Genomic DNA, 13,235 nt, shown 5'->3' with positions numbered 1-13,235 from the left:
TAAGTGAGAATTGATTATAACATAAAAGATAAATTTGACTTTGGTCTCTTCCTGCCTGCATTAGCGCTGTTCGGATTTGGATTACTTGCAATTTACAGTTCGACAATCAATAATACATTTGCACAAGAAAATTTTCAAAGGCAGATAGTATGGGGAGTTTTTGCTTTCATTATTTTCTTTATTACATATTCACTACCAACAAATGTTTTTAAAACATTGGCTATCCCGGGATACATTGTATCGTTACTTTTACTTGTAGCTGTATTAGGTATTGGGAGACAAATATCCGGATCCAAAAGCTGGCTTGTCATTGGTGCAGTTGGATTCCAGCCATCTGAACTTGCAAAGATTGCTACAATTATGGCAATCGCAGCTTATCTAAGCAGAAATAGTTCTAATATTGATTCCTTTAAAGATATTCTTTTTACTTTAATAATTGGTTTTACACCAGTGATGCTAATTTTGCTTGAACCGGATATGGGCACATCTATTGTTTTTATGGGTGTTATTCTGATGATGTTTTTCTGGAAGGGGATTAGCTCATTTTCATTATTCGTAGTTTTATCTCCTGCATTTGTTGCAATAGCATCAATATTTGGTACTGTCTATTTCATAATCGCAATGCTTTTGGTGATTGCTTTACTTATTACATTCAAGAGAAATTTATTTTTTAGTGCATCAATCTTTGCAATCGGTTTGGCAAGCGGATTTTTTGCTGATTACGTTTATCATGCATTAAGTCCACATCAGCAAAGACGGATTCAATCATTCCTGGATCCTAATGCAGATCCGCTTGGTTCTGGATATAATACTATTCAGGCGAAAGTAGCGATAGGGTCAGGTGGACTTTTAGGAAAAGGATTTTTATCAGGGAACCAAACCCAGCTTCAATTTATACCTGAACAATGGACAGATTTTGCATTTTGCGTAATCGGCGAAGAGTTTGGATTTATTGGCAGCATAATAGTCATTAGTATTTTTCTGATCCTGTTCCTTCGGATTCTAAAGCTTACTTTCAACACCAAGGATGAATTTCTGAGTTTAGTTTCGATTGGAATACTTACTGTTTATCTGATTCATTTTATTATTAATCTCGGGATGGTAGTTGGAATACTTCCTGTTATCGGAATACCATTACCTTTTATTAGTTACGGGGGAAGTTCATTATTAGTCAATTTGTTTATGCTTGGTATCCTTGCAAATTTATATCGCACAAGAAAAAATTACACTTGATTTTCAAATGAATGCCATCCAAAAACTTAAGTCAGCAAATATTGAAGGAAAATATATTTGTGTCGGGCTTGATACTGATCATAAAAAACTTCCTGCTCATTTATCAACCTATAAAAATCCTGTTATTGAATTCAACAAAAGGATAATCGAAGCGACATCAGATTCAGCAGCAGCATATAAATTAAATCTTGCCTTTTATGAAAGTGAAGGTGCTTCCGGTATCGAAAATCTGCATGAAACTTTATCGTTCATCCCTCAAAACATTTTTACAATCGCTGATGGAAAAAGAGGTGACATAGGTAATACATCAAATTTATATGCCAGATCTGTTTTTGAGCATTTTAATTTTGATGCTTCAACTTTAAATCCCTATATGGGGGAAGATTCAATTCAACCATTCCTCTCCTACGAAGATAAATTTAATTTTATACTTGCATTGACTTCCAATCCTGGCTCTGAAGATTTTCAAAAATCAAAATTGATTTCCGGTGAATTTCTTTATCAGCAAGTTATAAAGAAAGTTCATCAGTGGAATAAAAATTTGAATTGTGGGCTTGTTTTTGGCGCCACACAAATTAATGAGCTAAATGATAATCTCAACTTAATCAATGATTTGCCTCTTTTGATACCGGGTGTTGGTGCACAGGGTGGAAGCCTTTCTGATATTATCGGGCTTTTGTTTAAACACAAGCGATGCAATTTCCTGATAAATGTCAGCAGAGGAATCATTCAAAAAGGTATTGGAGAAGATTTTGCAGAAGCAGCTAAAAGTGAACTTCAGCGATTGAACAATCTGGTATCAGAAAGTAATCAATAAAGCTACTGCTGTTCATATCTCGTAGAACGCATCCGGAATAAAAACTCGATTTTGCCCTGCACATAGCGTTTGAAAAAATCTTCTTTTAGTATTTTCTTTTATAAGAAAAAGCAAATATCTTTAGACTGAAAAAGCTGAGTTTAATTTTAGGTTTACTACTGAATTAAAATGAGTATTAACGAAAAACTCGTCTATGAAATCTGGAAAGATGGTAAGTTTGAAAAGGAACTTAAACTGGATAACTCTGAAAAAATTGAGATTGTTGATCCAGGTACCCACAATAAAGATTCAGCCGGACCTGATTTTCTTAATGCCAGGATTAAATTTGGTAATATTACTTATCTCGGTGATATAGAAATCGATAGCTGGCACTCCGATTGGAAAACTCACGGACATTTCTTCGACAAAAAATATAACAAAGTTATTCTACATCTCGTTATTTCAAAGGACAGACATCAACCTTTTGTTTATAGTAAAGACGGTAGAAAAATCAACTCTTTATGCCTGCTTGATTTCGTTGAATCGAACATTCATAAATTATTAATCGATGCGGTTAAATCTGAAAAAGAAAACAGAAAATTCAGGATGCCTTGTTACGGCAGAAATGATACGATTCATAAAAAAGATAAACTTGAATTTCTTCTTGAACTTGGCATTGAACGATTTAACAGAAAGTCCAGAAGATTTCTTGACCGGTTAAAGGAGATGGTATATCTCAAAGAAATGAATATACGAGAACCAATTTTAAAATATGATTTTGGTGAAGATTATTTTAACAAGAAATATGCTGCAACAGATTTCAGTGATATCCACTTATGGGAACAACTGATTTATGAGATGATTTTTGAAGCGCTCGGATATTCCAGCAATAAAGAAATTATGATTCGGATGGCGAAAGCTGTGAATATCAACTTTCTAAATAATTTCAGAGGAAATGAAAACTTTAATACGGTTATCGAAAGTTCTTTATTTAATGTGAGTGGAATGATTCCTCAAAAAGTTAATTTTAAGGAGGAAGCGACCGCTGAGTATATAAGAACATTAGTTGAAGTATGGAATTCTGTCCGGGAAAAATATGATGGTCCATTTTTCAAAATTACTGATTGGAACTTTTTCAAAAGTCGTCCACAAAATTTTCCAACAATCAGACTTTGTGGTGGTGGACTTCTGCTTTCACATTTTTTAGAAAATGGTGTATTCAAATCTTTAATAAATTATTTTAATGAATATAGGAATGTAAAAGAAGCAAATGTAATTCTAAGAAACTATCTTATTACCGATGCTAATGGTTATTGGATGACTCATTTTAATTTTGACAAGCTATCAAAAGAAAAGTTGAATTATTTTATTGGTGTTTCAAGAGCTGATGAGATGATAATAAACGTGCTTTTTCCTGTTCTTAATTTGTATTTTGAAATTTTCGAGAATAAAGATTCAGCATTGAGAGTTAAGGATTTGTATATTCAATATACTCAGTACGGTTCGAACATGGTCGTTGATCAGGTGGAATCCACACTTGGTTTAGAAAAAGCTTCAAGAAGAAGTGTAAATTATCAGGCTATGATTGAGCTCTTCAGAAATTATTGTGTTAAGGAAAGATGTCTGGAATGTAAAATCGGAAAGAAAATCTTCAATTAGTCTGTTTAATTCTCGCTTGTAAGATTCTTAATCTGATCACGGATTTTTGCAGCTCTTTCGTACTCTTCACCTTCGATTGCCTCCCTCAGTTTGTTTTGCAGTGCCGCAAGTTTTGCTTCTTTAGTCGGAGGTTTTTTTGGCTCAGTTGAGTTGGTTGCAGAACTTAGAGCAGCTGTTTCTTCTACTTCATCCGAAGGCAGAAAAGCAGCAGATTCCATAACAATATCAGAAACATAGATTGGTGATTGAACACGAACGGCTAAAGCAATGGCATCACTTGGTCTTGCGTCTATTTCCTGTGTAAAACCGGATACTTCGAGTACAATTTTTGCAAAAAATGTGTTGTCTCTAAGTTCATCAATAATCACTTCAAGCACAGTAGCACCCAGACTATCAGTTAATTGTTTCAACAAATCGTGAGTCAGAGGTCTGGGTGGTTTTATTCCTTCAATCTCGAGAGCAATTGCCTGAGCCTCGAATGCACCAATTATAATTGGGAGCCTACGCTTTCCGTCAATTTCTTTTAACAGGATGGCATAAGCACCACCTGTTGCAGGACTGGAAGAAAGATTTAAAATTTCACAGGCTATTTTTTGCAAAGATTTTCTCTATTAAGATTGTCTAAGTTTTTTTACTTCGCTGGTCAATGCAGGAAGAATTTCAAAAAGATCCCCGGTAATTCCATAATCGGCTACATTAAAAATTGGTGCATCTTTATCTTTATTTATGGCTACAATATATTTTGATGACGACATACCTGCAAGGTGTTGAATTGCACCTGAAATTCCACAAGCTACATAAAGTGACGGAGAAACTGTTTTACCTGTCTGACCAACCTGTTCACTATGAGGTCGCCAGCCAGCATCAACTACTGCACGTGAAGCACCGACAGCTCCACCAAATGCTTCTGCCAATTCCTCAATAAGATGAAAATTTTCTGGCCCTTTTATTCCTCTTCCACCGGACACGATAATATCAGCTTCTGCAACATCCAGCTTACCTTCCGATTTCTTGAATGATGTGACTCTGCTTCGTAAGTTAACTTCAGTCAATTCCTTAACAATCACTTCAGATTTTGCATTTGCATTTACAATTTCAGCTTTAAATACATTCGGTCTGATTGTTACAACTTTTTTCTTACTCAATAGTTTTATATCAAGAAGTGCTTTCCCTGCATAAGATGGTCTTGTAAATACTAATTCATCTCCAGTTACATTTATTTTTATACAATCAACCAGGCATGCAGCATCCAGCTTAATACATAATCTTGGTGCAAGGTCCTTCCCGAGTGTTGTGTTTGCAAGAATTATTGTATCGTAATCAGATTCTTTCACCAGGTCTGAAATCGCTTCTGAATAAGCTGATGAAGAGTAATTTGTTAATGCAGCGTGTTTAAGATAATGTATTTTTTGTATCCCGTATTTTGATATTTCATCAAGATTTGATATCGAGTCTCCAATGACCAATGCATCTGCAGATAATTTTAAATCAATGGCGAGTTTTGAAGCAGCGCTTGCCGCTTCAAATCCTGCTCTTTTGATGATACCATCTCTTTGTTCGAGTATTGCTAAAATTTTACTTGACATAAATTGTATTCCTTAAATTACTTTTGCTTCTTCTTTTAAAAGTCTGACCAGTTCAGGTACGGCGGACACATCACTTCCGATTATTCGTCCGGGTTGTTTTCCTGCAGGAAGATGCATACTTACAACTTCACTTGTTGGTGTATAAGCTGATGCTGGTTTTTCTTCAATGTTCTTTTTCTTTGCAGCCATTATTCCTTTTAATGATGCATAGCGAGGTTCATTCAGTCCTTTCTGACAAGTAATAACAGCAGGTAACGAAGTCTCAACTACTTCTCTTCCACCTTCAATCTCACGTTCAGCTACAACTTTATTGTTATCAATATCCAGTTTTACACATACTGCAACACAATTAAAATCCAGAAGTTCGGCGGTTAGCTGACCAACAATTGAGTTATCGTAATCAACAGATTGTTTTCCCATAAAAACTATCTGCGCACCCTGATTTTTTATTTCATCTGCCAATGCTTTGGCAATTCCAATCGAGTCGCGCCGATTTTCATCTTTTAACAATACTCCGCTATCTGCACCCATAGCTAAGGCTTTTCGGATAGTTTCTTTACTGCTTTCAGTACCAACTGTAATTACAATAACTTCTACGCTTCCAATTTTTTCCTTCATCTTTAAAGCTTCCTCAACTGCATATTCATCATAGGGGTTTATAATGAACGTAACTCCTGCCGGGTCTATAGTTTTACCATCATTTCCAACTTTTATTCTCGTTGCTGTGTCAGGAACATGGCTTACACAAACAATTATTTTCATTTGATCTCCGTTTTATTGCATTATTTTATATTCAAAATATATGGATGACCTGCTATAAAAACAATTAAATCATATAATAGTTTTGGATGAGAGATAGTGTCTGCTTTAATTTAATTTGCTTAATAATTATTTTCACAATATGGAAAATCCATTAACGCAAACACCTGAATTAGAAATAACAGATAAGGAAAGTTCAGAAATTGATTTGGGAAGCCGGGTCATTTTGTTTAATGACGACTGGCATACTTTTGAAGAAGTTATTTCTCAGATTATTAAAGCAACAAAGTGTTCCTTTATTGAAGCTCGTGATAAAACATTTGAAGTTCATGTAAATGGGAAAGCGATTGTATATTCGGGTGTATTATCAGAATGTCTTCGTGTCTCCGGTGTTCTTGAAGAAATATTACTTCATACTCAGATTGAAACTTGACGGCACTAGTCTCAAATTAAATTAATTTATTTTTTGTGTCCGCTCACCTTTAGGTTCGTATAATTCTTTTATTAGATAATACAGAATTGAGTTATCTGTGATAGGGTAAGGATATCTTATACTTTCAGGAGGCATTGGTTTATCATAATCAAATGAAAATATTTCCTGATTACTGAGATTGTAGTAACGAACTTTTAAAATGCCGTATTTAACTGTTGTCAGGTTTATTGTGTAGAGAGTTTTTACTCTGAAAACTTCGCCATCAATACCTTCATAAGTTTTTGGAGGCTGATTGGTTTGCAGTATCCAGATGTTAAATTTATCCCCTTTAGTTGTGTCTAAAGAAGCTGAATCAAACCAGAACTTGGAACCATCGTCGGCGTTGATCACTTTCCAAACATGTTTATCGTCCTGCTGAGTATATACTGAGACGTAAGCAAATAAAAACAATAAAATAAATTTAAGCATACAGGAGAATTTCCTTTTAATTCTTTATGAAAAGATAATTAAATCATGAGTTATCAAAAAAGAATAAATTCAGTGTCATTTTTCATTTCTTCAGAACTGATTCATTTAAGATTAGTGCTTTCTGATTAATGTTGACTTGGGTTGAGTTAGAGAGGATTAATTATCACTTTCAAATTAAGATTGTGTATTGATAAAGGCTTATCTATTCTAATCAATGAGAAGAAACAATTGTCTTTTCTCAATTGTTGGAATTTATCATTAAAAATATGAAAATATTAGCTGAGTATGCTGAATAAAATTGGTGTGATTGTTGTCTTTAGCCGTGCATAGCCTCCTTAGTACAAAGGAGAGCCTGAATGTAACAACTTATATTTTAAGCGCTCTCCTTTGTTTTTTTTTAGACATTATTTATTTATACATTGAAAAAAAAATCATTTTCCAGGAGGGAATATGTATTTCAGAATTTTTATTGCACTCATCAGTTTACCAATCTTCATTATCTCTGCTCAGACAGAACAACACGGCTTTATCGGCACAAGTGCGTGTGGAATGTGTCACAAATCTGAAAAGCAGGGAAGTCAATTATCAATCTGGCAGAATAGCAAACATGCTCAGGCATATCAAACTCTTCAAACTGAAAAAGCAGACCAGATTGCCAAGGAAAAAGGATTTACCACGAAAGCAGTTGAAACACCTGAATGTTTGAAGTGTCATGCATCCGGTTATAATGTAGATGCAAAATTCATTGGTGAAAAATTTAAAGTTAGTGAAGGTGTTCAATGCGAAACTTGCCATGGTGCAGGTGCTGACTATAAAAGCAAAAAAGTTATGGAAAATCGTGCTGATGCAATTGCAAACGGTTTGATTGTCCATGAAAATATAGAAGATTTTTGCATCGGATGCCATAATGCTGAAAGCCCGACTTACGTGGATTTCAAATTAGAAGCAATGTGGGAAAAGATTAAACATCCGGTTCCCAAACAATAAAGCAATTGCATAAATAGCGATAATACTTTATGAAAAAATTTTTACTGTTACTTTTAGCAAGTGGGATGGCTTTCACAATCATCCCACAAAGCCTTAACGGCAGATTTTCAAGTTCGGTTTACACTTTCGAACGATTCGATACATCAGGATCATCTACTACCAACGCAAGAACTTACCAGATGCTCGCTTTTAATTTTGGAAAAGAAAATTTGTGGCTGAGGTCCAACTTCAACCTTGAATATGATCTTTCAAATAAACAGAAGAGTGATCCAAGATTCAGAGTTTATAATTTATATGCAGATATAAATAATATTTTTGATGTAGCGTCATTAAAACTTGGCAGACAACCTCTATTTAATTCGATTGCTGGCGGTGTTTTCGATGGTGCAACTCTTGGACTGAATTATTCAGGGTATAAATTGACTGGTTATTACGGCGGTAATGTACCTGCTTATCAGAAACTGGAGTTGATTGAAGATTGGGGAAATAATTATTTGCTTGGCGGCGAGTTTACGGTTTTAGCCCTTTTGGATTGGAGATTCAGTGCTAAGTATATCAACAAAAATTTTAAAAGCCAATCTTATACTGCTGTTCGATTAGATCCTGAACTCAACCCGATAAATGTGTTGATTGAAAATGAATCAAATCAGTATCAGTTTCTTTCCGGTGAAGTTTCTTACTTCAAACAAAAGTTTGGAAGTGGCAACATCAGGTATGATTATGACCTTAACTATCAAACAACTTCACGATTTGAAATATCAGGCAGATATGAAGCAATTAAGAACCTTGGTATAAATGCATATTATAATTACAGAGAACCGAAAATCAGGTATAACTCAATTTTTTCAGTTTTCGATTATGGCAATACCTGGGAAGTTGAAGCCGGTGTTGACTATCTGATCGATAACAAATACACCGTCATTGGTAAGTTTGCTAATGTTACATACAAAGATGATAGATCACAACGGCTTACATTAGGAGTTTCATCTCCTTACGGCTCTATCACAGCGAGAAAAAATTTCGGTTATGCTGGTGAGATGGATGCAATTTCTCTTTACACTGCATTTTCCCAGCTTGATGGTTTTTTAACTCCTTCATTAGGGTTTTCTTATACAAGATACAAACTGACAGAGGGTGACCCCTCGAATGAATTAGTTTCAGTGTTGGCAGGGACAAATATTCGACCATTCAGAACTCTCTCATTTGATGTTCAGGGTCAATTTCTGAATAATAAAATTTACAATAATGATTGGAGATTATTCTTTAAGCTTAATTTCTGGTTTAATACAATTTTTAATTGAGAATTATGATAAAGAATTTATACATTACAATTTTTGTTATCGGCAGCTCATTGCTGTTGATGGTTGCCTTTTCAGGCGAACAATCAGAATCAGTTGAAAGCAATAAAGATCTGATTAAATTTTCTCACTCCCTGCATAATGAATTAGTTGATTGTGCTGATTGCCATTCAACTGTTGCCGAAAGTATATCGCTAAACGACAGGCTTCTTCCAAATCATGATAACTGTGTTAACTGCCACGAAGTAGATAATGATGCTGAATGCAGTACTTGTCATATAAATGATAATTATGAACCATTGATTCAGAAAAAACCCGAGTTGATTTATAATCACAAAATCCACGCAGTGCAAGGATTGCAATGCATCGATTGCCATAAAGGACTTGATAAAGTTGATTATAGTTTTGAAAGTGCTGAATTAAATCCTCCTATGGAAAATTGTTCGGGTTGTCATAATGAAGTAAAGATAGCCTCCAATGCTTGTGAGTCCTGTCATATATCAACAAATTATTTGAAACCTCAAAACCATAGAAATGTTGATTTTGAAAGATCACATAAATTTCTTGCCTGGGAGTTGAATGCTAACTGTATGATGTGTCACGACAACACAACTTGTCAGGATTGCCACGTTGCAACCACTGGTATTACAGAAATGAATTTACCTGATGATTTTTATGCCCCTTATTATCCAAGTAATTCTGTTGATGGGGCTAAACAACAAGCAATATTAAAAGTTCATGATGATTTTGGTTACAGATTCTCTCACGGAATAGATGCTAAAGGAAAAACTAATGAATGTCAGTCCTGTCATCAGATCGAAACTTTTTGTGCAAGTTGTCATCAATCTGAGAATACAGATTTTGCAATGGGTGGTATAGTTCCATCATCACATCTCTTACCAACATTTAAGACGATTGGTGTTGGTACCGGTGGTGGAGATCATGCAAGGTTAGCAAGAAGAGATATTGAAAGTTGTGTATCTTGTCACGATGTTCAGGGCGCAGATCCAACATGTATTACCTGTCATCTCGATAGCGATGGTATTTTAGGTACCAATCCAAAAACTCACGTATCTAATTATATGAAGGATGAAAGAGGAGACTGGCACGATACTCAAGCCTCTATGTGCTATAATTGTCACACGAGTGCATCACCCATGTCGCAGCAAACTTCCGGCTTCTGTAATTATTGTCATGGTATGTAATGATAAAAACGGAAAATAATATGACTAAAATAGTTTTAACATATATTACTCTTATTCTGGCTTTCCTTTTAGTTGCAGCCTGCAGCGAATTAAATACTGATATACCGTCAGTTCCAAAAATTAATACTCACGGTGATAGTTTATATTCTTCTACGTCAAAAAATTTTCATCCGAAAACAATTGCGAATTCACCGAATGGAATGTATGATTGCAGTGAATGTCATGCAGCAGATTTTTCAGGTGGAACTGCAAAAGCTGGCTGTAACAAATGTCATCCCACTATTAATGTTCACTTAAGCGGAATATTGGATCCAGCTAGTAATAACTTTCATGGAAAATATATCAGGAATGATCAGTGGGAGATGAGCGGCTGTCAGAGCTGTCATGCTGAAAATTACTCAGGTGGATATGTTTCACCTACTTGTCTTAATTGTCATAACAATGCAGCAGGTCCGGAAAATTGTACGACGTGTCACGGCAGCCCAACAAGTAACGCACCACCAAAGGATATTAACGGGAACACTTCAACAACAGAACGAGGAGTTGGCGCTCATCAAATACATCTTAAAGGTGGGATAGTTGGAAGAAATCTAACTTGCACTGAGTGTCATAATGTTCCTGGTGGAGTATATACACCTGGTCACGTTGATTCGGAACTTCCGGCTGAAGTTCTAATGAATAATCCAAGAGCAAATTTAGTAACTAATGAACCTAATACTACGCAATATGATTCAACACTCGCTCTGTTTGTTCCAAATCCATCTTATAATCCGAACGATTTAACTTGTGGTAATACATATTGTCACGGTTACTTTAAAAATGGGAATCTGGATAACAAACCGGTTTGGACAAATCCATCAACCTCTGCGTGCGGAAGTTGTCATGGTAATGGTACTAACCCATTACCCAAGATTTCAGCAGCTGGCGGGAGTCATCCAAATAATGAAAATTGTTCGAATTGTCATGGTGGGGTAGTGGATGCAAATAAAAATATAATTAATCCTGCTAAGCATATAGATGGGTTGTTAAATCTTTTTGGAAATGATATTGAATTCTAGCTCACTAATAGTTAATATAAATAATTAATCAGGAGTACTTAAATGAAAAAAATAAGCAGCCTACTTAGATTACTCGTCGCAGGAATCTTTTTAGTGGGTATGTTTGCAGCCTGCGAAGGACCCGAAGGCCCACAAGGTCCAAAAGGCGATAAAGGTGATCCAGGAGAACCAGGTCCAGGATCTTTTGTTAACTGGGAAGGATTTAAAGAAGGGATTAAATGTGCTGACTGTCATAATCCTGACTTTGATACAACTTATTTTGTTTGGGCAAGAAAATATCAGTGGATACTCTCAAAACATGCAGTAGGTGGAGATTATGAAAGAAACACTGCACAATGTGCTGCCTGCCATACAACCGAGGGTTATCTACAGTCACAAATGGGAAGACAAGTTACTGATAATATTCATGCTTCTCCTCCGGGATGTTTTGCTTGTCACTCTCCGCACTCAAGAGCAGATTTCTCACTTCGTACTGAAGATCCGGTAACAATAATGTCTGGAGTTGCTGGTGTTCCAGATTATGTTTTCGATTACGGAAAAGGTAATCTATGCGCAACTTGCCATAAAACCAGATCCATAAATCCAGAACCAGATCCAACGAAAACAGCTAGTACAGATGTAATAACAATTTCAACAAATCGCTGGTATCCTCATTATGGAGTTCAAGCTCAGATGCTTGCCGGTGAAGGTGGTTTTGAGTTCCAGGGTTATACATTTAGCAATTCATACCATGCTAATAGTCAGGTAATTAAAGACGAAGGCTGTATAGTTTGTCATATGGCAGATCCAAATGCAGGAACTGGTTTTGGAGGTGGTCATACCATGAATATCAGATATGAAGGCACATATGGTGAAGAACAACAATTGATAAGTGGTTGTACAATTTCAGGTTGCCATTCAACACCTTTTGATCTAAATTATGAAGATAGTCAAACTGAAACCCATCATCTTCTTGACAGTTTACACACGTTGCTTGTTGATCGTGGATGGCTCAATCCAAGTACTGGACTTTTAAATGCAAGCAGCAGCAATCCTCTAGTCATTTCACCGGCTTACTTATCCGGTGCAATATTCAACTATTATTTTGTTGAACATGATTTAAGTTTTGGTTCTCATAATACAAAATATGCTCACCAATTACTCGAAGCTTCAATTGCAGAATTAACTGCAGGTGAATAATTATAAAAAATAGTCATTAAAAAAGCCGCTTCATTGCGGCTTTTTTTTTGCGGAGAGGGAGAGATTCGAACTCTCGGTTCCGCAAGCGGAACAACGGTTTTCGAGACCGTCCCGTTCAGCCACTCCGGCACCTCTCCTGGTAAAATTTCTTTTTGTCTTGATCAAATATATTGATTAATTCTTTGCTCATTTGAATTTCGGTAAGATTATTTCTTCAGGAGATGCAATAAAATCTGAAAGCTAATTGATATATTTGTAATGCAAAATTGGAGAGATGCAAGAGTGGTTGAATTGGCTACCCTGGAAAGGTAGTGTACCCGCAAGGGTACCGTGGGTTCGAATCCCACTCTCTCCGCAAAATTCAAAATCTATTTTAATAAATTGAAACCGGAAAATACCGGTTCTCATCTCATATTTATCTTGTTATTCTAATCCTGAAAGTTTACCGCTAATCAATAATTAATTTCAGCATTCTACTTTCCATAATATCTTTCTAGCAGAGATTTGAAAAAAGTTAATTAAGAAAAAAATCCCCCCAAGACAGCAGATAAACATGCTACCCTGGAAGAGTCCC

13 protein-coding genes and 2 tRNA genes are annotated in these 13,235 nt (G+C 35.7%); 10 read left to right on the top strand and 5 right to left on the bottom strand.

The annotated features are described in order from the left end of the window. Window positions 1-3 precede the first annotated feature (3 nt). The 3 genes from rodA to HND39_16455 all read left to right on the top strand — a co-directional run bounded on the left by rodA (window position 4) and on the right by HND39_16455 (window position 3,688). Window positions 4-1,233, top strand: a complete 1,230-nt coding sequence (gene rodA / locus HND39_16465; GenBank protein ID QKJ97739.1) for a rod shape-determining protein RodA — start codon at window positions 4-6, stop codon at window positions 1,231-1,233. A 7-nt stretch (window positions 1,234-1,240) separates the two neighbouring features. Further along, complete coding sequence (gene pyrF / locus HND39_16460) at window positions 1,241-2,050, top strand: orotidine-5'-phosphate decarboxylase (GenBank protein ID QKJ97738.1); 810 nt, start codon at window positions 1,241-1,243, stop codon at window positions 2,048-2,050. 168 nt (window positions 2,051-2,218) lie between these two features. Then, complete coding sequence (locus HND39_16455; protein QKJ97737.1) at window positions 2,219-3,688, top strand: DUF2851 family protein; 1,470 nt, start codon at window positions 2,219-2,221, stop codon at window positions 3,686-3,688. A 5-nt stretch (window positions 3,689-3,693) separates the two neighbouring features. Here the strand turns inward: HND39_16455 and HND39_16450 are convergent, their stop codons facing one another. Genes HND39_16450 through HND39_16440 form a run of 3 tightly spaced genes read right to left on the bottom strand, consistent with a single transcriptional unit; the run spans window position 3,694 to window position 6,036 of the window. Beyond that, window positions 3,694-4,287 carry a hypothetical protein gene (locus tag HND39_16450; protein QKJ97736.1) on the bottom strand — a complete coding sequence of 198 codons (594 nt, stop codon included), beginning with the start codon at window positions 4,285-4,287 and terminating at the stop codon, window positions 3,694-3,696. A gap of 12 nt (window positions 4,288-4,299) precedes the next feature. Further along, window positions 4,300-5,274: an electron transfer flavoprotein subunit alpha/FixB family protein gene (locus tag HND39_16445; protein ID QKJ97735.1), complete on the bottom strand. Its 975-nt coding sequence runs from the start codon at window positions 5,272-5,274 to the stop codon at window positions 4,300-4,302. Window positions 5,275-5,286: 12 nt separating this feature from the next. After that, complete coding sequence (locus HND39_16440; GenBank protein QKJ97734.1) at window positions 5,287-6,036, bottom strand: electron transfer flavoprotein subunit beta/FixA family protein; 750 nt, start codon at window positions 6,034-6,036, stop codon at window positions 5,287-5,289. Between the two features lie 139 nt (window positions 6,037-6,175). Here HND39_16440 and HND39_16435 point away from each other — a divergent pair, with 139 nt between their 5' ends. Continuing rightward, the gene (locus HND39_16435; GenBank protein QKJ97733.1) at window positions 6,176-6,466 is read left to right on the top strand and encodes an ATP-dependent Clp protease adaptor ClpS; all 291 of its coding nucleotides are present in this window, start codon (window positions 6,176-6,178) and stop codon (window positions 6,464-6,466) included. 21 nt (window positions 6,467-6,487) lie between these two features. Here the strand turns inward: HND39_16435 and HND39_16430 are convergent, their stop codons facing one another. After that, window positions 6,488-6,934, bottom strand: a complete 447-nt coding sequence (locus HND39_16430; protein ID QKJ97732.1) for a hypothetical protein — start codon at window positions 6,932-6,934, stop codon at window positions 6,488-6,490. A gap of 450 nt (window positions 6,935-7,384) precedes the next feature. Here HND39_16430 and HND39_16425 point away from each other — a divergent pair, with 450 nt between their 5' ends. The 5 genes from HND39_16425 (at window position 7,385) to HND39_16405 (ending at window position 12,661) form a co-directional block, all read left to right on the top strand. Beyond that, entirely contained in the window at window positions 7,385-7,921 is a 537-nt protein-coding gene (locus HND39_16425) for a cytochrome C554 (protein ID QKJ97731.1), read from the top strand. Between the two features lie 179 nt (window positions 7,922-8,100). Continuing rightward, complete coding sequence (locus tag HND39_16420; GenBank protein QKJ98046.1) at window positions 8,101-9,222, top strand: hypothetical protein; 1,122 nt, start codon at window positions 8,101-8,103, stop codon at window positions 9,220-9,222. A gap of 5 nt (window positions 9,223-9,227) precedes the next feature. Further along, the gene (locus HND39_16415) at window positions 9,228-10,424 is read left to right on the top strand and encodes a cytochrome C (GenBank protein ID QKJ97730.1); all 1,197 of its coding nucleotides are present in this window, start codon (window positions 9,228-9,230) and stop codon (window positions 10,422-10,424) included. Between the two features lie 20 nt (window positions 10,425-10,444). Further along, the gene (locus tag HND39_16410) at window positions 10,445-11,482 is read left to right on the top strand and encodes a CxxxxCH/CxxCH domain-containing protein (GenBank protein QKJ97729.1); all 1,038 of its coding nucleotides are present in this window, start codon (window positions 10,445-10,447) and stop codon (window positions 11,480-11,482) included. A 42-nt stretch (window positions 11,483-11,524) separates the two neighbouring features. Further along, window positions 11,525-12,661 carry a collagen-like protein gene (locus HND39_16405; GenBank protein QKJ97728.1) on the top strand — a complete coding sequence of 379 codons (1,137 nt, stop codon included), beginning with the start codon at window positions 11,525-11,527 and terminating at the stop codon, window positions 12,659-12,661. Between the two features lie 50 nt (window positions 12,662-12,711). Here HND39_16405 and HND39_16400 read toward each other — a convergent pair. Further along, a tRNA-Ser gene (locus HND39_16400) sits at window positions 12,712-12,798 on the bottom strand. Between the two features lie 131 nt (window positions 12,799-12,929). Between HND39_16400 and HND39_16395 the strand changes: the two genes are divergently transcribed. Then, window positions 12,930-13,016: transfer RNA gene (locus HND39_16395), tRNA-Ser, on the top strand. The last annotated feature ends 219 nt before the right edge of the window (window positions 13,017-13,235 follow it).

This window comes from Ignavibacteriota bacterium (assembly GCA_013285405.1).
Lineage (GTDB): Bacteria > Bacteroidota > Ignavibacteria > Ignavibacteriales > Ignavibacteriaceae > IGN2.
This window is presented reverse-complemented; position numbering and strand designations above follow the sequence as displayed.